22 protein-coding genes and 1 tRNA gene are annotated in these 20,273 nt (G+C 45.9%); 10 read left to right on the forward strand and 13 right to left on the reverse strand.

Annotated elements, in window-relative coordinates:
* The first annotated feature begins 113 nt into the window (after positions 1–113).
* The 6 genes from petA to ICE90_RS02055 all read left to right on the forward strand — a co-directional run bounded on the left by petA (position 114) and on the right by ICE90_RS02055 (position 4,184).
* Positions 114–716 (forward strand): ubiquinol-cytochrome c reductase iron-sulfur subunit, encoded by a 603-nt coding sequence (gene petA / locus ICE90_RS02030; protein ID WP_072584012.1) that lies wholly within the window; start codon positions 114–116, stop codon positions 714–716.
* Between the two features lie 10 nt (positions 717–726).
* Positions 727–2,127, forward strand: coding sequence for a cytochrome bc complex cytochrome b subunit (locus ICE90_RS02035; RefSeq protein ID WP_216190704.1), 1,401 nt, complete (start codon positions 727–729; stop codon positions 2,125–2,127).
* A 41-nt stretch (positions 2,128–2,168) separates the two neighbouring features.
* Complete coding sequence (locus ICE90_RS02040) at positions 2,169–2,942, forward strand: cytochrome c1 (protein ID WP_370624632.1); 774 nt, start codon at positions 2,169–2,171, stop codon at positions 2,940–2,942.
* A gap of 99 nt (positions 2,943–3,041) precedes the next feature.
* A complete protein-coding gene (locus ICE90_RS02045) occupies positions 3,042–3,653 on the forward strand; it encodes a glutathione S-transferase N-terminal domain-containing protein (RefSeq protein ID WP_028819209.1) in 612 nt (203 codons plus the stop codon).
* A 29-nt stretch (positions 3,654–3,682) separates the two neighbouring features.
* Positions 3,683–4,090, forward strand: a complete 408-nt coding sequence (locus ICE90_RS02050) for a ClpXP protease specificity-enhancing factor (protein ID WP_216190705.1) — start codon at positions 3,683–3,685, stop codon at positions 4,088–4,090.
* Between the two features lie 18 nt (positions 4,091–4,108).
* Positions 4,109–4,184, forward strand: a tRNA-Thr gene (locus ICE90_RS02055).
* A 54-nt stretch (positions 4,185–4,238) separates the two neighbouring features.
* Here the strand turns inward: ICE90_RS02055 and ICE90_RS02060 are convergent.
* Positions 4,239–5,567 (reverse strand): MFS transporter, encoded by a 1,329-nt coding sequence (locus ICE90_RS02060; RefSeq protein WP_216190706.1) that lies wholly within the window; start codon positions 5,565–5,567, stop codon positions 4,239–4,241.
* A gap of 196 nt (positions 5,568–5,763) precedes the next feature.
* On the opposite strand from ICE90_RS02060, the gene ICE90_RS02065 reads away from it, so the two are divergent.
* Positions 5,764–6,348: a phasin family protein gene (locus ICE90_RS02065; RefSeq protein WP_215321330.1), complete on the forward strand. Its 585-nt coding sequence runs from the start codon at positions 5,764–5,766 to the stop codon at positions 6,346–6,348.
* Between the two features lie 90 nt (positions 6,349–6,438).
* On the opposite strand, the gene ICE90_RS02070 is transcribed toward ICE90_RS02065, so the two are convergent.
* From ICE90_RS02070 to hemA, 5 genes are all read right to left on the reverse strand, one after another.
* The gene (locus tag ICE90_RS02070) at positions 6,439–7,713 is read right to left on the reverse strand and encodes a DNA recombination protein RmuC (RefSeq protein ID WP_216190707.1); all 1,275 of its coding nucleotides are present in this window, start codon (positions 7,711–7,713) and stop codon (positions 6,439–6,441) included.
* 28 nt (positions 7,714–7,741) lie between these two features.
* A complete protein-coding gene (gene grxD / locus ICE90_RS02075; protein WP_072583421.1) occupies positions 7,742–8,050 on the reverse strand; it encodes a Grx4 family monothiol glutaredoxin in 309 nt (102 codons plus the stop codon).
* A 106-nt stretch (positions 8,051–8,156) separates the two neighbouring features.
* Positions 8,157–8,999, reverse strand: coding sequence for a peptide chain release factor N(5)-glutamine methyltransferase (gene prmC / locus ICE90_RS02080; protein ID WP_215321332.1), 843 nt, complete (start codon positions 8,997–8,999; stop codon positions 8,157–8,159).
* A 15-nt stretch (positions 9,000–9,014) separates the two neighbouring features.
* Positions 9,015–10,094: a peptide chain release factor 1 gene (gene prfA, locus ICE90_RS02085; protein ID WP_215321333.1), complete on the reverse strand. Its 1,080-nt coding sequence runs from the start codon at positions 10,092–10,094 to the stop codon at positions 9,015–9,017.
* Positions 10,095–11,411, reverse strand: coding sequence for a glutamyl-tRNA reductase (gene hemA / locus ICE90_RS02090; protein WP_215321334.1), 1,317 nt, complete (start codon positions 11,409–11,411; stop codon positions 10,095–10,097). It lies immediately after the preceding gene.
* Position 11,412: 1 nt separating this feature from the next.
* On the opposite strand from hemA, the gene ICE90_RS02095 reads away from it, so the two are divergent.
* Positions 11,413–11,709 (forward strand): hypothetical protein, encoded by a 297-nt coding sequence (locus tag ICE90_RS02095; RefSeq protein WP_251368493.1) that lies wholly within the window; start codon positions 11,413–11,415, stop codon positions 11,707–11,709.
* On the opposite strand, the gene ICE90_RS02100 is transcribed toward ICE90_RS02095, so the two are convergent.
* From ICE90_RS02100 to ICE90_RS02115, 4 genes are read right to left on the reverse strand one after another with little or no spacing between them, the layout of a single operon-like run.
* Positions 11,698–12,447, reverse strand: a complete 750-nt coding sequence (locus tag ICE90_RS02100) for a uracil-DNA glycosylase (RefSeq protein ID WP_216190708.1) — start codon at positions 12,445–12,447, stop codon at positions 11,698–11,700. The two genes, ICE90_RS02095 and ICE90_RS02100, sit on opposite strands and share 12 nt — an antisense overlap.
* Before the next feature lie 6 nt (positions 12,448–12,453).
* Positions 12,454–14,235, reverse strand: coding sequence for a M61 family metallopeptidase (locus ICE90_RS02105; protein WP_216190709.1), 1,782 nt, complete (start codon positions 14,233–14,235; stop codon positions 12,454–12,456).
* A 5-nt stretch (positions 14,236–14,240) separates the two neighbouring features.
* Entirely contained in the window at positions 14,241–14,957 is a 717-nt protein-coding gene (locus ICE90_RS02110; protein ID WP_216154345.1) for a DsbC family protein, read from the reverse strand.
* On the reverse strand, positions 14,950–16,215 hold the full coding sequence (locus tag ICE90_RS02115) for an FAD-dependent monooxygenase (RefSeq protein ID WP_216190710.1): 1,266 nt from the start codon (positions 16,213–16,215) through the stop codon (positions 14,950–14,952). The genes ICE90_RS02110 and ICE90_RS02115 overlap by 8 nt, the downstream gene beginning before the upstream one ends.
* A 40-nt stretch (positions 16,216–16,255) precedes the next feature.
* Here ICE90_RS02115 and ychF point away from each other — a divergent pair, with 40 nt between their 5' ends.
* Positions 16,256–17,350 carry a redox-regulated ATPase YchF gene (gene ychF / locus ICE90_RS02120; protein ID WP_216121513.1) on the forward strand — a complete coding sequence of 365 codons (1,095 nt, stop codon included), beginning with the start codon at positions 16,256–16,258 and terminating at the stop codon, positions 17,348–17,350.
* Positions 17,351–17,418: 68 nt separating this feature from the next.
* Here ychF and ICE90_RS02125 read toward each other — a convergent pair whose 3' ends face one another.
* Entirely contained in the window at positions 17,419–17,769 is a 351-nt protein-coding gene (locus tag ICE90_RS02125) for a hypothetical protein (RefSeq protein ID WP_216154347.1), read from the reverse strand.
* A 106-nt stretch (positions 17,770–17,875) separates the two neighbouring features.
* Between ICE90_RS02125 and ICE90_RS02130 the strand changes: the two genes are divergently transcribed.
* Entirely contained in the window at positions 17,876–18,445 is a 570-nt protein-coding gene (locus ICE90_RS02130) for a hypothetical protein (protein ID WP_216190711.1), read from the forward strand.
* Here ICE90_RS02130 and trpC read toward each other — a convergent pair.
* Positions 18,426–19,229 carry an indole-3-glycerol phosphate synthase TrpC gene (trpC, locus tag ICE90_RS02135; RefSeq protein ID WP_216190712.1) on the reverse strand — a complete coding sequence of 268 codons (804 nt, stop codon included), beginning with the start codon at positions 19,227–19,229 and terminating at the stop codon, positions 18,426–18,428. The genes ICE90_RS02130 and trpC overlap by 20 nt on opposite strands.
* A gap of 10 nt (positions 19,230–19,239) precedes the next feature.
* Entirely contained in the window at positions 19,240–20,265 is a 1,026-nt protein-coding gene (trpD, locus tag ICE90_RS02140; protein WP_216190713.1) for an anthranilate phosphoribosyltransferase, read from the reverse strand.
* Between the last annotated feature and the right edge of the window lie 8 nt (positions 20,266–20,273).

The following is a 20,273-nucleotide window of genomic DNA, read 5'->3' on the forward strand; positions in this document are numbered from 1 at the left end:
CTCTTATAGATGCAGATTAACCCCATAACTTTCTTGCTTACCCCACTTTTTACTTTAAAATCCTACCTTTAAGCAATTTCCACCCATAAATACCCTTTTTAGGAATTTTGTAAATGAGTGACAAGCCCTGTATGGACAAGGATCGCCGTAACTGGTTGATCGCCACATCGGCGGTTGGTGGCGTAGGTGCAGCCGCAGCCCTTTACCCTTTTGTAGACAGTTTTGAGCCTTCTGAGCGCGCAAAAGCCGCTGGAGCTGCTGTTGAAATCGATATCTCTGGTATGCAGCCAGATGAAATGAGAATGGTGGAGTGGCGCGGTAAGCCTGTTTGGGTAGTTCGTCGTACACCTGAGCAAGTTGCTGAGTTGTCCAAAATTGATAGCGAATTGGCTGATCCGAATTCATTGCGTGACCCATCCCAATTCACGCCTCCTTATGCCCAGAATCAGTGGCGCTCTATCAAGCCTGAGTACCTGGTAGTGGTTGGTATTTGCACCCACTTGGGATGCTCTCCTAATGCTAAGTTTGAGGCTGGTCCTCAGCCATCCCTGCCAAACACTTGGCCAGGCGGCTTCCTTTGCCCATGCCATGGTTCTACATTCGATATGGCAGGCCGTGTATTTAAGAACAAACCAGCCCCAGATAACCTTGAAGTGCCGCCACACATGTATTTGAGCGACACCAAGATTCTGGTTGGCGAAGACAAGAAGGCCTAAGGAGAGATAAATGGCATTCCAAGAAAAACAAGTCCCAGCAGACGCCTCCGCAGCCCAAAAGTTAATGGCTTGGGTTGACTCACGTCTACCCGTAACAGAAGCATTTAAGCGTCACATGAGCGAGTATTACGCGCCAAAGAATTTAAATTTCTTCTACATTTTTGGCGCATTAGCTATCGTAGTTTTAGTAAATCAGATACTGACCGGTATTTTCTTAACCATGAACTACAAGCCTGATGCTGCAAAGGCTTTCGAGTCGGTTGAATACATCATGCGTGAAGTTCCGTGGGGCTGGGTGATTCGCTATATGCACTCCACTGGCGCCTCTATGTTCTTTGTGGTGGTTTATATGCATATGTTCCGTGGTTTGATCTACGGCTCTTATCGCAAGCCGCGTGAACTCATTTGGATCTTCGGCTGCGCAATTTTCTTGTGTTTGATGGGTGAAGCATTCTTCGGTTACTTGCTCCCATGGGGTCAAATGTCCTATTGGGGCGCTCAAGTGATTGTGAACTTGTTCTCCGCAATTCCATTCATTGGCCCAGATCTATCTTTATGGTTGCGTGGCGACTATGTTGTGGGTGATGCAACCCTCAATCGTTTCTTCGCATTCCACGTCATTGCAATTCCATTGGTATTGGTTGGCTTGGTTGCAGCCCATATTTTGGCTCTGCATGAAGTGGGTTCAAACAACCCAGATGGCGTTGAAATTAAAGAGAACTTAGATGCGAATGGCCATCCAGTTGATGGCATCCCATTCCATCCTTATTACAGCGTGCATGATGTAATGTATTTGGGTGGATTCCTGATGGTGTTTGCATGTATTGTGTTCTTTGCACCAGAGATGGGCGGTTACTTCCTTGAGGCAAACAACTTCGTTCCTGCGAACCCATTCCAAACACCTCCGCACATTGCCCCTGTTTGGTATTTCACTCCGTTCTATTCAATGTTGCGTGCAACTACAACGAACTTCTTGCTGCCTTTATGGATTTTCTTGGCAGTCATTCTCGGAATGTTTGCTCTGAAGAGTAAAAATCTCAAGGTGAAGGGCGCATGCGCTGCAATCGCTTTGATATTGGCGGCTGGCTTCTACTTGTTTGATGCTAAGTTCTGGGGTGTTGTGATCATGGGCGGTTCTGTTGTGATCATGTTCTTCTTGCCTTGGCTTGATCACTCGCCCGTGAAATCTATTCGCTATCGCCCAGATTTCCATAAGTATATTTATGGCGTATTTGTAGTGAGCTTTGTGATCTTGGGTTACTTGGGTATTCAGCCACCATCACCAGTGTTTGAAAAGATTTCTCAGGTATGCACTATTTATTATCTGGGCTTCTTCTTAGGAATGCCGTTCTGGAGCACGCTTGGTAAATTTAAGCCAGTTCCAACACGCGTTACTTTTAAGTCCCATTAATTCACGCCTGAGATACTGGCAAAGAGAAATTAGGAATTAGTATGAAACAAATTCTGCAAACTTTGATGGGCGTCTGCCAAGCAACAGTATTGGTTGCGGCCCTGGGCTTTGGCATTAGTGCCAATGCAAATGAAGGGGGCTTTCCTTTAGATCAAGCCCCTAACCGTGTTAGTAACAATGCCTCATTGCAAAACGGTGCAAAGATATTTGTGAACTACTGCTTGAACTGCCATGCAGCGGCAAGCATGCGTTACAACCGTTTGCGCGACATTGGCTTGACCGATCAACAAATCAAAGACAACCTCATTTTGACTGATGCCAAAGTGGGTGATTTGATGACCATCTCGATGACACCAAAAGAAGCTAAGGCTTGGTTTGGTAAGACTCCGCCTGACTTATCAGTTGAGGCGCGTGCTCGTGGAGCGGACTGGCTTTATACCTACTTCCGCACTTTCTACAAAGACGACACGACACAAACTGGTTGGAATAATTTGGTCTACCCTAAAGTCGGTATGCCACACGTTCTCTGGCAGTTGCAAGGTGAGCGTGCTGCCAAGTTTGAAGAGCACAAAGACCCACATGACCCAAGCAGAACAGAAGAAGTCTTTGTTGGCTTTGAGCAGTTAACTCCCGGCAAAATGAGCACACAAGAGTATGACGACAATATCGCCGACTTAGTTGCTTTCATGTCATGGATGGCTGAGCCAGTGCAGTTAGAGCGTAAGCGTCTTGGTGTAGTGGTGCTCTTGTTCTTGGCAATCTTTACCCTGTTGGCTTGGCGTTTGAATAAGGCCTATTGGAAAGATATTCACTAATTGAATTTGATGGGTCCTGAGCTTAGGACTCATTAGTAAAAAGATTTAACGCTAATGTGCGTTTGTTGTATTGAAGTAGAAATTTAAGGAAATAAATTTATGATGGTGTTGTACTCGGGTACTAACTGCCCATTCTCGCAACGCTGCCGTTTGGTGCTTTTTGAAAAAGGCATGGATTTTGAAATCCGCGATGTCGACTTGTTCAACAAGCCTGAAGACATTTCAGTAATGAATCCTTACGGCCAAGTACCTATCTTGGTTGAGCGTGATTTAATTTTGTACGAGTCAAATATCATCAATGAATATATTGATGAGCGTTTTCCTCATCCACAATTAATGCCACCTGATCCAGTAGCACGCGCACGCGCACGCCTCTTCCTCTTCAATTTTGAGAAAGAATTGTTTGTGCACGTAGCCGCTTTGGAAAATGAAAAAGGTAAAGCTGCTGAAAAGACTCATGAAAAAGCGCGTTTAGCGATTCGTGATCGTTTGACTCAGTTGGCACCGATTTTTGTTAAAAACAAATACATGTTGGGCGATGAGTTCTCTATGCTGGACGTAGCGATTGCGCCATTGTTGTGGCGTCTTGAGCATTACGGCATTGATCTGTCTCGCAATGCAGCGGCTTTGCTGAAATATGCTGAGCGCATTTTTAGCAGACCTGCGTACATCGAGGCTTTGACTCCTTCTGAGAAGGTAATGCGCCGCTAAGCATTTTTAGCGGTACATGACTCGTCGGCATGTCTGACATTCCAAGTAATAAACCGTATCTAATCCGTGCCCTACATCAGTGGTGCACGGATTTTGGTTTTACGCCTTTCATAGCGGTTTTTGTGGATGCTAGGGTAGAAGTGCCCATGGAATTTGTGAAGAACGATGAGATTGTTCTGAATCTTTCCCTGGAGGCATGCCATCAGCTTGCGATAGAAAACGATTGGATCAGCTTCCAAGCGCGATTTGGCGGTATTCCAAGAAAGATCATGGTCCCAGTCACCCATGTTCTAGCAATCTACGCCAGGGAAAATGGTCAAGGGATGTCTTTCCCGTTTGATCCTGCCCAGGCCCGAGATCTACATATTGCTGACTCGACCGATGTCGCCCCTGAAAAGCCCAAAACCACAAGACCATCCTTGACGATTGTGAAATAGGATAAAATATCAACCGTTGCCCCTTTAGCTCATCTGGTAGAGCAACTGATTTGTAATCAGTAGGTGGTCTGTTCGAGTCGGACAAGGGGCACCAAATTCTAAAAGCTTCTAGGTAAACACTTAGAAGCTTTTTTCTTTAGTGCTTTGCCTATATATGCAGATTTGTTTTTCTTGTCTCAGGTAGATATAGAAGAGCGACAATTGCAGCGCTTGCTAAAAATATCGTGGGATACCACAGTCCGGCGCTATCACTTTGCCAGCGTTGATTTAACCAAGTAACGATTAAAGGCAGTAAGCCACCAATCCATCCTGCAGCTAGATTGTGAGGAAGGGTTGCTGCACTGTTTCTGGTTTTAGCAGGAAAAAGTTCAGCTAATATTGCAGTCTGGGGGCCAACCACTAAAGCAAGTGCTAGAGATAAGCCTATTAGTAGCATGCCAATCAAAATAAGATTTAGAGAATCTGCTGGGTTGTTGAGATATTCCATACCAAAGTTCTTGAGCAGATGAAATGCCGGCAGAATAAAAGCAGCGCCCAAGAATAGTCCGCAAACGGCTACTGGTTTACGGCCAACCTTATCTGACAGCCATCCAGCAAAAATAGTAAGCGGGAATAAGGCTAGAGTCGCATAAATGCTGAGCTGGTCAACTAACTCGGGCGCCAGCTTCACAGAAGTTTTTAGAAAAATCGCTGTATAGACTTGGACGCAAAAGAACAGCACTGCCCCACCCGCCGAGATGCAGAAGAAGAGTAAAAACATGCGTTTGCGAGTTTGTGGGTCCCGGAAGTTATTCAGTAGTGGACTTGCGGATTGTTGATGGGATTTACTCAGCTCTAAAAACACAGGTGTTTCTTCTAGAGTCATCCTTGCTTTAAAGGCGATTAGCAAAAGCGCAATCGAAATCCAAAATGGCACACGCCAACCCCAAGATTGAAATTCTTCTGGTGATAACTGGCTTCTGAGCAATGCAATTTGCAAGGTAGAAAACAGAATGCCAAGAGGGCCCATGAGTTGGAGGAAGCTAGTCTTAAATCCTCTATGCTCAGCACCGGCATGTTCGGTGAGGTAGACGGCACTACCGCCGATTTCACCGCCGGCAGAGAGCCCTTGAAGCAAGCGTAGGGCAACCAACAGGATGGGCGCCCAAATACCTACTTGGGCATAAGTAGGTAAAAAGCCGACGCTCACGGTTGCCAGCCCCATTAGGGCAATGGTGATCATAAAGACGGGTTTACGGCCGATCCGATCGCCCATAGAGCCAAATAAGGCTGCTCCAATAGGTCTGACTACCATTCCAACGCCAAAAGTCGCTAGGCTCGCTAAAAGGGCTGTATTGGGGTCTGCTGAGGGAAAGAAGAGCGGTGCAAAAACGACTGCCAGCGTTGCAAATGTCAGGAAGTCATACCACTCTAAAAAAGTGCCAAAACAGGCTGCTATAGCGACTTTTCGATAGGAGTGGGAATTCTGTTTTGACATTAAGTTATTGATTATATTGTGTTTATTTTATTTCTTGAATATATTTGTTGCACAGCAGCAAAAACTTCTTGATTTGCCCTATCCCTTCAGTTACAGTTTGATGGTGCAGTGCAATATTTAAGGTATCTACAGTTTTCCATCTCTTAAATCGTGTGCTTAATTGACAAGTTGTACCACTTAATTTCTGGAGAAATACATGAACCAAGATCAAATCACCGCTAAATTGTCCCAAATTAACAGCAAAGGCCTCGAGGCTACATTTTCTTTGAGCGAAGCTGCTTTGGAAAATGCTCAAAAATTGGCTGAACTGAACTACGCTGCTTCCAAAGATGTTTTGGTTAATGCTCAAGACGGTATTCAACAAGTATTGACAGCTAAAGATCCTAAGCAAGTTACTGAGATGTTAAATGCTGAAACTTTGCAATCTGCTGGCAACCAAGCTGTTGCTTACCAAAAGAAAGTTAGCAAAGTATTGCGCGATAGTAATAAAGAATTTGTAAACGTAGTTGATGCAAGCATCGACCAGTTGCAAGATGGTTTCCAAGATTGGATAAATACTGTTGCCGCTAATGCACCTGCCGGTTCAGAAACTTTCTTGTCTTCATTCAAGACTGTATACGGTAGCGCATTGCAAGGTTTTGAGCAATTCCGCGCTGCAAGCAAAGAAGCTTTTGCCACCGCAGAAAAAACTGCTGATCAAGCAATCGAAACTGTACAAGGTCAAATCGCTCAAGTTAAGAAAGCTGCTACACCTGCATCACGTAGCCGTAAAGCTGCTTAATTGATTAAGAATTAATTAAGTATTAAGTAATAGATTTAAAACTAAAAACCCCGCCTAGTGCAAACTGGGCGGGGTTTTTAATTATCTAAATTATTCAAAATCTGCAGAGGACTCAATCAGGGGCGGAGATAGATTCTTACTGGGCTTCACGCCTAGTTCCCGCACCTTTTCAGCAGAGCGGATGAGGTTGCCCTTGCCGGTTTTTAGTTTATTGAATGCATCGTGGTAGCTGGTTTGCGCTTGATCTAATCGCTGGCCAAGCTTCTCTAAGTCATCTACAAAGCCTACAAACTTATCGTATAAATTGCCACATTGTTTCGCAATTTCTAATGCATTGCGGTTTTGATGATCCTGTCGCCATAGATGGGCAACTGTTCGCAGCGTGGCCATAAGAGTGCTTGGGCAGACCAACACAATATTTTTTGCCAGAGCTTCTTGATATAAGTTGGGTGCGGTTTTTAATGCCAGTAAGAATGCGGGCTCGATTGGTACAAACATTAAAACAAAGTCTACTGAACCCACTCCATAAAGCGAGCTATAGTTCTTTCCTGAAAGGCCTTGAATATGCTGACGCAGCGATTGGATATGCGCAGTCAACTCTTGCTCAGCAACTATAGGGTCTGTAGTTTGAGCATGGCGGGCATAGGCTGTAATCGATACCTTGCTATCTACAACCAGACTTCTGCCCTCAGGCAGTTTAATCACGACGTCAGGCTGTAGGCGCGAGCCATCAGCTTGGGTGTGGCTGTCTTGCACAAGATACTCTTCACCCTTGCGAAGGCCAGAGGACTCGAGGATGGATTCCAGTACCAGCTCACCCCAATTGCCTTGAACCTTAGAATCGCCCTTTAATGCTTGGGTTAAAGAACGTGTTTCATCTGACATGCGCAGATTGAGATTGGCCAAACGCTCGATTTCACTTTTGAGCGCATGGCGCTCACGAGCTTCATTGCCATAAGAAGTGCTGACTTGCTCTTTAAATTCAGTGAGTTTGGTTTGCAGGGGTTTTAATAGAGCATCTAGACTCGCTGCATTTTGTTCGGTAAAGCGCTTAGACTTGTCTTCCAGGATCTCATTGGCTAAATTTTTGAACTGATTTGTCAAAGCCTCTTTAGCTTCATTAAGTGATTCAATTCTGCCTAGACCTTGTTTGCGTTCAGAGTCCAGCTCTGCTTCAAGGCGAATCGCATTTTGTAGTGCTTGGTCACGCTCGGTACGCAAGCTAAGCCCTAGGGCAAGCTCTGTTTGAGCTTGCAGCTCAACGCGAGCAAGGGTAGAGCGCAGGTTTAACGCATAAACTAAAAGGCCTGCACAAACTCCAAATGGCAGGCCAAATAATAGAAGAGAGCTTAAATCAAAAGTCACAGCGTCAAAGTCTCAACGAAATTCTTGATTAAGCTTTAACGAGTTTTTGGAGTTCGCCGGACTGGAACATTTCGGTCATGATGTCAGAGCCACCAATAAATTCACCATTGATATAAAGCTGGGGAATCGTTGGCCAATTTGCAAACTCTTTAATGCCTTGACGAATACCGGCATCTTCTAAGACATTTACTGTGTGAAGATTTTCAACACCACTAGCACGCAAGATGTTGATGGCATTTCCAGAAAAACCGCATTGTGGAAACTGCGCAGTTCCCTTCATGAACAACACCACTGGGTGGCTAGTAACAATTTCTTTAATTTGAGCTTGTGAGTCCATATATTCTTTCTACTAAGTGTCTACTGCGGCAGTCTTATTGCAAAGACGGTTTGAAAATAAGGTTTTATTGATTTTAAGACTTAATGTGAAAAAAGGTTATTTCAACCTATTTTCTGCCCGAGGCGACCCGGTAATGGCCGCCTAAATCCAGATGTGCTTGTACATCCTGAAAACCCGCTTGCTGCATGAGGGCTACAACTGCTTCTGACTGGTTAAAGCCATGCTCAACCGCTAGCAGGCCATTGGGATTTAGATGGTGTTTGGCGCCTGAAATAATGCTTTCTAAGCAGGTGAGTCCGTTGCCATGATCAGTTAGGGCGGAAATTGGCTCAAAGCGCAAGTCACCCTGGCTTAGGTGTGAATCTTGGGATGTTATGTAGGGTGGATTACTCAAAATGACATCATAAGAAGCGCTAGCTTCTATCGCCTCATACCAGCTTCCCTGAAAAAACTGTACTCGAGACTCCATATTTAAAAGCTTGGCATTTATTTTGGCAATATCTAGGGCTTCTATAGCTTGATCGGTCGCAGTAAGTTGCGCGTCTGGAGCTTCATGTGCAATGGCTAAAGCTATGGCACCCGAGCCCGTCCCTAAATCCAAAATATTGGTTGGAGCATTCAAACGTGTGATTTCACGCAAACCAATTTCTACTAAGAGCTCAGTTTCGGGGCGCGGTATCAGCACCCCAGGAGCAACATAAAGCTCAATATTGTGAAAGCCTCTTTTGCCAATCAGATAGGCGATCGGCTCGCCCTGTATTCTCTTGGATTCAAGCATTTTCCACTCTTCAAGCGCCTTAGCGTTGAGCACCAAATCATCGCGTGATAGCAGAGCAGAGCGTGGAAGTTGGTAATACTTTTCAAGGACATAAGCCATCAGAATTTTTGCCTCAGCAGGGGCAAGTACTGAATTACTCAATAGTGAGCGTAGGCTCAAATCCTGATTCACAGATTTCGTGATCGCTTAACTATCACCAAGGGCAGCAAGTAACTCTGCCTGATGTTCAGATGCTAGAGCATTGCAAAGATCGTCGATGTCACCATCCATCATGGCATCAATTTTATAAAGTGTGAGATTGATGCGGTGGTCGGTAATACGACCTTGCGGAAAGTTATAGGTGCGAATGCGGTCGCTGCGATCGCCCGACCCAACCAGCGACTTCCTGGTTTGCGCCTCAAGTTGATGTTTCTCACGCTCTCTAGCATCCATGATGCGGGAAACCAATACCTTCATGGCTTGTTCGCGATTACGGTGCTGACTACGATCATCTTGGCATTCAACTACAGTGCCGGTAGGTAAGTGAGTAATACGCACGGCAGAATCCGTTTTATTAATATGCTGACCGCCGGCACCTGAAGCGCGGAAGGTATCGATACGCAACTCTGCGGGATTAATTTTGACCGCCTCAAGTTCATCTGCTTCTGGCATGACTGCCACAGTGCAGGCTGATGTATGAATGCGACCCTGCGTTTCTGTTTGCGGTACGCGCTGCACACGATGGCCACCAGATTCAAACTTAAGACGTGAGTAAACAGACTGACCGACAAGGCGAAGAACAACTTCTTTGTAACCACCTAAATCAGATTCAGCAGCACTCACCATTTCTACTTTCCAGCCTTGGCGTTCAGCAAAGCGGCTGTACATGCGAAGTAGATCACCAGCAAAGAGTGCGCTCTCGTCACCACCAGTGCCCGCACGAATCTCTAAGAAAACGTTACGATCATCATTTTCATCTTTAGGAAGTAAGAGCTTTTGTAATTTGCCTGCAAGCTCTTCCATCGTAGCTAAAGCCTGCTTCTGCTCATCATCAGCAAAGTCCTTCATTTCAGGATCTTTGCGCATTTCCTCTGCCGCTTGGGCGTCTGCCTCAGCTTGCTTGTAGAGGCCAAACTGCTCTACTACGGTAGCAATATCTGAATGTTCACGTGTGAGCTTCCGATAAGCATCCATATCTTTGGTTGCATCTTCGGAGGTTAATAAGGAGTTAAGTTCGGCTAAGCGCGTGTCTAGGTGGTCTAGCTTAGCCCGCATACTGGGCTTCATCTAATGGTCTTCTGGCTTGGAATGCGAGGCGAATAGTTTGGGTAACAACTTAATCAAGGCGTCACGCTCAGCGCCATTAGAGTGTTGCAGTGCATGGAGTGAGCCATGCAGAAATTTATTAGTTAGACCTTGTGCCATGGCATTGAGAACTTCTTGTGGATCATCGCCACGCATCAAGCGTTTCATCGCCCGCTCGAGTTCAAGCTGACGCAAACGTTCACCTTGCTGCTGAATATCCTGAATCAGTGGAACTGCATTACGACCTTGCATCCAATGCATAAAGTTACCAACACGATCTTCGATGATCGCTTCAGCTTGGCCAACTGCTGCTTGACGTAAGCTGGCGCCAGTCTGAATCATTAATCCTAAATCATCAACGGTGTAAAGATAGATGTCATCTAGTCTGGAGATTTCAGGTTCAAAATCTCGCGGCACTGCTAAATCAATCATGACCATCGGCTTGTGGCGACGCTGTTTTAGAGCGCTCTCCACCATGCCCAGGCCAATGATGGGTAATGATGAGGCAGTGCTAGAAACAATAATGTCGAACTCATGTAGGCGCCCTGGGAGCTCCGAGAGCTTAAAGGATTCAGCTTCAACGTCTTGCGAGGAAATGGAGTCTGCGAGCTCTTGACCGCGCTCTATCGTGCGGTTAGCAATCGCCACATTCTTCGGTTTGCGCGCAACAAAATGCGTTGCGCATAAAGTAATCATCTCACCGGCACCAATGAACAAAATCTTTTGATCTGCAATTTTTTCAAAGATGCGCTCTGAGAGACGAACAGATGCTGCAGCCATCGAAATAGAGTGTGCGCCAATTTCAGTAGAGCCGCGTACTTCTTTGGCGACTGCAAATGTTTTCTGAAATAGTTGATTGAGATAGGTTCCCAATACACCAGCATCATTTGCGGTGCGAACCGCATCTTTCATTTGGCCTAAGATTTGTGTCTCACCAATCACCATGGAGTCTAAACCGCACGCAACTCTGAAGGCGTGTCGCACTGCATCTGATTGCGGTAATGAGTAAATGTGAGGCTCAAGACTGCTTGGGGCAAGCTGTTGAGTTTTGGCCAACCAATCGAAAGTAGCTTCATGCAAAAGACCTGCGGCACTGGCATCATTTGCGGCACAGTAGACCTCAGTGCGGTTGCAGGTTGACAAAATTGTGGCTTCGGGAAGCCCGGCCTGATTCGCGCCAACTAAATGTTGGCGAAGGTCGTGCAACGCTTCTTGAAGAAATTCAGGGTCAAAGGCGACCTTTTCCCGAATGGCGACCGGCGCTGTGTGATGATTGATGCCGAGTGTCAACAACTTCATAATGGCAATTATAGATTTGATGGCAGCATTAATGGGGGTATCAATGGGGTTTTTGGCTTTTCTGGTGATTGGGGGTGTTTCTGGGGTGTCAGCCGGGATTTTTTACCCCGGAGCTTCTGGTGGGGTCAATCCCGGCAGGATTCTGATGACCTTCTTACTAGGATCTATTGCGGCGGCGGCTAGCTCGTATGCAGGGCAGTACTGGGATCTTTTCCAATCTGGGCAAATCCTCGAGTGGGCCAGCGCTATTTTTGCTGCCTGCGCAGTGGGGTGTGTTTTTGCTGCTTTAGCTAAATAAGTCAGCGCGATTGTTCGTCACCCACTGAATAGGCGCACTCTTTTGTTCAATCAGCCATTGATTGGCTTTAATGAAGTGATTGCAACTGGCCTTGCCTCCAGGCTCCAAAAAAGGCTTATTCGTCTTGTATACGCCAAGTCCAGATGGATGGGAGGATTGCAATATCAAAGGATTCTGACCACCTTCAATGAGTGGCAGCTTAGATTGGGCATGACCACCCCATAGCATCCAGACAACATGTGGTCTTGTTTTGGATAAAGCGCTGATCAAATGATCAATGAAGCTTTTCCATCCTAGACCCGTATGACTGCCGGCCTCGCCCAGCTTGACACTCAAAGCAGTATTGAGAAGTAGCACTCCTTGCTCGGCCCAATTGTGAAGATCACCATTTGGTAAAGACCCAAAACCTTCTAATGCCAATGCTTTACTGATATTGCGTAGTGAGCTGGGAAATTCTCGTGAATTGACTGCAATTTCAGCGGGTATCGAAAAGGCTAGTCCTTGAGCCAGCCCTGGTGAGTGATAAGGGTCTTGGCCCAGGATCACCACCTTTACTGAATCAACGGGGCAAAGTTTGAGAGCTTTAAAAAAGTTCTGAGGCTCGGGTTGAATAATTTCAGCATCAAGAGCGGTCTGTAAATTTTTTTCTAGTGAGCACCAATCTGCTGACTCGAAATAATTCCCTAGTAATTCTTGCCAATCCTTTGGGATATCGTCTTTTGAAAATAGTGCTTTCAATTTCGATCAGACATCTTTCTTGGGTGTCAGTTCATATTGCACAGGTAGCTGGGCAGATTGCATTGAAACCATGCGCTCATGCTCTAGATCATCGCGATAGAAAGTAATGCGGGCATGGGAGTTTTCAGAAAGACTGCCTAAGATTCTGTCCCAGCGGACGCCAGTGACACGCTGACCATCAATACTGGCTAGTAAATCACCAGCTGATAGGCCTGCTGCTTGAGCAATCCCGCTATCAAGCACATGGGTAACCTTAAGCCAGCCATTGGCATCTGTATGGCGTATCCCAAACTGTAGCTTGAGTTTTTCCAGCGTAGATTGAGATTTTGTTTTTACAGAAATGAGATTTGAGCCAATCCATTTTTGCAGAGGAATATCTTCTGTACCAAAAATATAGCGGGCCTTCATTTCATTCCAGGTCTTGCTAAAGCCGTTTCCTAGCAATTCAAAAATCAAATCATCTAGTCCGTCTTCTGCAATGCCATCCAAGGTGACGCCATGCTTATTCCAAAGTAGGCGCAGGAGGTCGTCTAGAGACTGTTTATTTTTAGTGAATGCCCGAATCTGTAAATCAAGACCAAGTGCAACTAAGGCACCTTTGCCGTAGTAGCTGACAACTGAATTTGGCGTGTTCTCATCCGCTTGGTAATACTTGGTCCAGGCATCAAAAGAGCTGTCAGCTAAGCTTTGCTTGTGGCGCCCGGGACCGCGCAAGATCCCGTTCCAGTTATCCGCAACGAGTTTGAGATAAGTCTTAAGATCAATTCGCTTGCTACGCAGTAGTTGAAGATCATCGTAGTAACTGGTGAAGCCCTCAAACACCCATAGTAAGCGAGTGTGATTACGTTTAGCCAGATCATACGGTTGAAAGGCTTTTGGCTGAATACGCTTAACCAGCCATGCATGAAAATACTCGTGACTACAGAGGCCTAAGAATTCTCTATATGCAGATTCTTCAAAGAGAATATTTTCTTGGGGGATTTGATCGCGCCTACAGAGTAGTGCAGTGCTATTGCGATGCTCAAGGCCGCCATAGCCATTTAATGCCGCGTTAACTAAGAAAAGGTATTCATTAAAAGGGGCGCGTTTAGATTTTGGCTCAAAGAGGTCAATGGTGCTGGCACAGATTGCTTGTAAATCTTGTGCAAGACGTTTGGCATCAACAATATGATTGCAGCCCTGTACTGCCATGCGATGAGCTACACCATTCGATTTCCAGTGCACAAGTTGGAACTCGCCCATAGCCACGGGGCGATCCAATAGATCATCATAATTTTGTGCCAGATAAAAACCAAACCCACGCCCATCTGTCTTCGCTGCCCTTAAGGTAGTTTGAACCGTCCAGTGGTCAGCAAAGGCAAGTTCCGGCGGGGTGATGGCGAGTGAGCAAGGTAAATGCGCTTGCCCTTTGACGGCTAGACATAGGCTGGTGGCGTTAAAGAAGGCGCGTTCGGTATCGAGATACGCTGCACGTACTGAAGTATCAAAAGCATAAACAGTGCTGAGCACCTCTATCGGGCCATTACATGGCGGTAAGCGCCAATGGTCATTATCAATCCGTTCGAGTGCTATTTTTCTCTTGGCACCCTCTACTGAAAACGCTTCAATTGATTCGACATGTTTACTGAAATCACGAATTAAATAACTACCTGGAATCCAGGCTGCCATTTGTAGCACCTGGCCTTCGGGGTCGGGATTGGCAATATGCAGCTTGACGCGAAAGTGATGGCCGTGGAGGTCTGCCGGCCAGACCGTATATTGAATCGCAGGTAAGTCGGCATGGTTCATGATATTTATTTCAGAGAGCTAAATTTCTTTTCGATATCGTTAATTTGCACTGCGCCAGGGAAACGGCTGCCATCAGTAAAGAATAAAGTCGGCGTGCCCGTGATTCCATAGGTCTTTGCGAAAGCCATATTCTTATCTAGTGGTGTGCTGCACTCTCCCTTACCGCTAGGCGCGATGCCATTCACCATCCAATCTATATATGTTTTATAGGGATCAGAAGAGCACCAAATTTGCTTTGCTTTTTGGGTGGAGTCTGGCGACAGAATAGGTATTAAGTAGGTATAGATCGTGATGTTATCTAGTTGTTGCAATGACTTCTCTAGGCGTTTGCAATAGCCACAGTTTGGGTCGGAGAATACTGCCAGCTGGCGACTGCCATTGCCGCGAACATTTTTAATCGCATTGGCAGGTGTTAAATCACTCCATTTAATACGGTTTAGGTCTGTCTGCCTTTGCTCGGTAATATTTTTACCTGATGCGAGCTCAATGATCTCACCTTGAATTAGGTACTTCCCAGAGGTGTCGGTATAAAAAATATCGTTACCGACCAATACTTCATAAAGTCCAGAAACTGGGGCTGGCGAAACACTTTTTACTTTGGCATTGGCGCCCAACTTCTTTTGGATCTCAGCCCTTAATTGCTGTTCTTGTTGTGCGTGAAGTGGGCTAGTGCAGAGCAGGGCGGCGCCAATAAATGCAATCGCAGATAACAATTTATTCAAAATCAATTTCTCCTAAAGCGCGTTCAATTAAGCGCTGTTTTATAAAGTGGCTTTTGTTCACGAGACCTAAACCCCAGTTGCGGAGCTGGCGTTCAGTGCTACTGCTTGCAGAAAATAATTTCTTAAGTTTATCGGTCACCCATAAGAGTGCGCTAGTGTCGCCTTGGCGTTGTCGTTCATAGCGCCGAAGCAATACTAAGTCACTAGGCGAACGGAAGGATTCACGCTTGCCCAAAATATTCAGCAATACCGCAACATCTCGCAGCCCTAGATTCAGGCCTTGCCCAGCCAGCGGATGCATGACATGGGCAGCATCACCAATGAGTATGACCTTAGGAGAGGAATCTGGCCCAATAAATCGTTTGGCTCGAATCTTTCTTAAGGGGAAGGCTGCAGGTACTGAGTTCAGGGTCAATTCACCCAATTGTTTAGCAATTGCACCATTAGTAATGGAAGAGAATTGATCCAGCCATTGCACTTGGTCTAGCTTTAATAAATCCGCTGCATGTTCTGGGGAGGTGGACCAAACCATTGAAACTTGTTTTCCTGGCAAGGGCAGCATGGCCACGATATCGCCGCCTGGTAAAAACCACTGAAAGGCAGTTTCTAAATGGGGATAGTCACACAGCCAATTGGCAACTACTGCACTTTGTGAATAACTTTCTTCACTCGCGCTAATACCCAATTGATTGCGTATTGGTGAGTTGGCGCCATCAGCTGCAATCACGAGTTGCGCACGAATGCCCCCACCATTTTTTAAATGCAGAGTACTTCCATCAGCATCAACCTGCATTCTTTCGACAACATCATTAATGCGCTCTAACTTGTTCTGAAAACGTGAAGCTTGATCGATGGTGTGCTCAATTAAATTGGCCTCTCCAATCCAAGCAAGTTGTGGAGTGCCCGCTTCAAATGCAGAAAGATGGAGATGGTCACTCTTTTCGCCTCGATCACCGTAGATGCGCATATCTCGGACTGCTTGCAGGCGGCTGTGATCAATTGCATCCCAAATGTGCAAATGAGCCAGTAATTTTTGGGTGCTAGGCGAAAAAGCGTAGATTCTTTGGCCCCATTGAGTGCCTTGCGGGCTTGCAACGTTTTGTCCTAAATCGGGGGCAATTTCAATGGTTTGTAACCCAAGCTGGGCTAGACCTAGGGCGCAAGCCTTACCAGTAATGCCTCCGCCAACCACGACAACGTCTACTGTGCGGATTTGGGCGTGGGATTTAGATGCGTTATTTGGGTGAACTTCTGACATAACTCGATGATATCGAAACCAGCCCCTTTACAATAACGGTATGTCTTTGAAATGTGGCATCGTCGGCCTGCCTAACGTCGGCAAATCTACCCTCTTTAATGCGCTTACCAAGGCTGGGATCGCAGCGGAAAACTATCCTTTCTGCACGATTGAGCCTAATGTGGGCGTTGTTGAGGTTCCTGACCCCCGCCTAGCCGCCTTGGCTGAGATCGTAAAGCCTGAGCGCATTCTGCCTGCAGCAGTCGAATTTGTCGATATTGCTGGTTTGGTAGCTGGCGCCTCAAAAGGCGAAGGTCTTGGCAATCAGTTTTTAGCGAATATTCGTGAAACTGATGCTATTACCCATGTCGTCCGGTGTTTCGAGGATCCCAACGTTATCCACGTCGCCGGGAAAATTGATCCCATTGCTGATATTGGTGTGATTGACACCGAATTGGCTTTATCGGACCTGGCAACGGTTGAGAAAACCCTGAATCGCTCAAGCAAGGCCGCTAAGTCTGGCAACGATAAAGAGGCTGCTGCTTTGGTTGCCGTTCTGACTAAAGTTCAGACTCATCTAGATTCTGCTCTGCCAGTGCGCAGTTTGAATCTCAATGATGATGAAAAATTATTGATTAAACCGTTGTGTTTGATTACCGCTAAGCCCGCAATGTATGTTGCGAACGTCAAAGAAGATGGCTTCTCAAATAATCCACATCTCGAGGCCGTGAAGCAACATGCCGCAAAAGAAAACGCTCCAGTCGTTGCGGTATGCGCTGCGATTGAAGCAGAGATCGCCGATTTAGAAGAGGCCGACAAGATTGAATTTTTGGCTGACTTAGGAATGGAAGAGCCAGGCTTAGATCGGGTGATTCGTGCGGGTTATTCATTGCTTGGTTTACAAACCTATTTCACGGCTGGAGTTAAAGAGGTTCGCGCTTGGACTATCCATGTTGGCGATACAGCACCTCAAGCGGCCGGCGTGATTCATACAGACTTTGAGCGTGGCTTTATTCGTGCTCAGACAATCTCCTACGAAGATTTTGTGCAGTTCAAAGGAGAGTCTGGTGCCAAGGAGGCCGGTAAGATGCGCGCGGAAGGTAAAGAGTATGTTGTTAAAGATGGAGATGTATTGAACTTCTTGTTTAACGTCTAAGGCATTCTTGTTTGTCCAATAAAAAAGCCCTTTTCAGGGCTTTTTTATTGTGTAGTGGGGCTAAGTGATTAAGAGGCTTTTGCTGCCTTCTCTAAACATTTAGAAATTTCTTCATAGCGCTTTAGAGCAATCTTGGTGGGCAATACTTCTTTTTTACGACCATCAGCATTAGCAGCCATTTTGATATAGCCCAAGGCGCTGAGATTTTTGAGGCGACCATGCAAGGTAGCTTGTGAGCCTAGGTCTGAGATGGAGATCAAATCACCAACCAAAATTGCTTGCTTGGCATGGGCGCAAGAAACAATCTTATCGAGCAAACTCTCTTCGATGCAATCCAGCTTCTTGCCTGGGTTGATTCGATCAAGAGCATCAATCAAGTTGAGGAACTTGATGTAGGGTGACGGTTTAGTAGATGACATATTTTATATTTATTTATATTAGCTTTTGGGCTAATACTAGTGTATTCCCTTGGTCTGATTTTAGCAATTGATGCGCATCAATAAAAATTAATCCATACTAATAACAATGTCTAAATTATTCGCAATTTCTTCAGAGTGGTTTATTGGATGCGCCATTAGTGCGTTGGCGTACACATTTCTTTTTTATTTCAACAACTGGTTAACAAGTGATATCACTTTTAGCTTAGGGGTAAGTTGGATTTATCTGCCTGCTGGCCTCCGCCTATTTCTGACTTTGATTTTTGGTTTACCTGGCGCCATCGGAATTACTGTAGCCTCATTTTTAATTAGCTATTACGGCGATTTCCCGCATGATTTAACGCTGTGTATTGGTGTTGGATTAATTTCGGGGTTTGCGCCTTATTTGGCTAGATTTTTTGTTTTTAGCAATCTTCGCCTCGAGTCAGACCTAAGTAATCTCAATTTCCCCAAACTCATTGTTTGTATTTTGACTTATGCCTTGCTTTCCGCAGGCTTACATCAGTGGTGGTTCGCTACGATGACCCTGGAAGATACGGGTAGCGTGAATCACTTTGTAGTGATGTTTATAGGCGATGTGCTGGGTTCACTGCTGCTGATCTCTTTGATCAAATACTGCCTAGATCTACTGCGTAAGACTAGGAAAACAGCTCACTAAGGGCTGCCCCTGGATCTGTGGCGCGCATAAATGCCTCCCCAACCAAGAATGCATTGATTTGATTGTTGCGCATGAGCTCTACATCAGCGCGACTCAAGATGCCAGACTCTGTTACTAAGGTTTTGTGATCCGGAACCATGGACATTAGAGAGAGGGTGGTTTGCAGTGTTACCTCAAAGGTCTTGAGGTTTCGATTGTTAATGCCAAGTAAAGGTGTTCTGAGTTCTAGTGCTTGCTCTAATTCTAGGGCATTGTGAACTTCGACTAAAACATCTAGACCTAATTCATGAGCGCAAGCCTCAAGCTCTTTCATTTGATTTAATTCTAGACAAGCCACGATTAGCAGGATTGCATCGGCGCCAATCCCACGAGCTTCATAGACTTGATACGGATCAATGGTGAAATCTTTACGCAAAACAGGAATATTGCAGGCGGCACGAGCTTGCTGCAGATAGGCATTGCAACCTTGGAAATAATCCACATCAGTGAGTACTGATAAACAGGCTGCACCATGCTTTTCATAGGACTGGGCAATGTCTGCTGGTATGAAGTTTTCACGCAAGATGCCTTTACTTGGACTGGCTTTTTTAATTTCAGTAATAACGCCTGCCTTGCCGGCAGAAAGCTTGTTCTTAATAGCTGAAATAAAGCCTCTTGGCTTTAAAAGGGCATCATGATTATTGGATTCAGCTTGCTCACGTTGATTGGCAAGCGACATTTTCTGCAGACAGTTAGCCACTTCTATCTTCTTAGTGGCAACAATTTTATCGAGGATATCACTCATGAATAATCAATTATTGAGATTGGGTTGCTACAACAAAAGCATCTAACTTTTGACGTGCCGCTCCAGTTGTAATGGCTACTTTAGCTAGGGCAATACCGCTAGCAATGTCTTTTGCTACTCCGGCTACATATAGTGTGGCGCCGGCATTAAGGCAGACGATATCGCTTGCAGGCCCGGGTTTGCCATCGAGTACATCCAAGACTGTCTGCTTGGACTCTTCAGCATTAGCCACTTTAAAGCTGTTGGTGGGCGCGGTATTTAAACCAAAATCTTTTGGATGAATTTCATATTCACGCACTACGCCATCTTTAAGTTCGCCAACTAAAGTTGGACCCTCTAAGGAAATTTCATCTAGGCCGTCTCGCCCATACACAACGAGAGCGTGCTCCATTCCCAGGGCTTGTAATACGCGTGCCTGAATACCAACTAGGTCAGCATGAAATACACCCATCAAAATTCGCTTGGCATCAGCGGGGTTGGTGAGTGGGCCAAGGATGTTGAAGATAGTCCGGACGCCGAGCTTCTTGCGAATAGGCACAACATTTTTCATTGCTGGATGATGGTTAGGGGCAAACATAAAGCCTGCGCCTACCGTTGAGATGCACGTGGCGACTTGCTCGGCGGAAAGAGCTAGATTTACGCCGAGCGCTTCTAATACATCTGCGCTACCTGATTTGCTGCTCACGCTACGATTACCATGCTTAGCGATCTTTGCTCCTGCACCGGCAGCCACAAACATCGCTGCAGTTGAGATATTGAAGGTGTGAGCGCCATCACCGCCTGTGCCCACCACATCCACCAAGTGCTTGCGGTCATCCACCTTTACTGAGGTAGCAAACTCTCGCATCACTTGTGCGGCAGCAGCGATCTCACCAACGGTTTCTTTTTTAGTGCGTAAGGCAACCAATAATCCTGCCACTAACTCTGGCGCCATTTCACCACTCATAATGAGCCGCATCATGGCTGTCATTTCATCATGAAAGAGTTCGCGATGTTCAATGCAGCGTTGGAGGGCTTCTTGCGGGGTAATTGACATGGCGCTGT

Origin of the sequence: Polynucleobacter sp. AP-RePozz3-80-G7 (genome assembly GCF_018882145.1) — a bacterium.
In the GTDB taxonomy this organism is placed as follows: domain Bacteria; phylum Pseudomonadota; class Gammaproteobacteria; order Burkholderiales; family Burkholderiaceae; genus Polynucleobacter.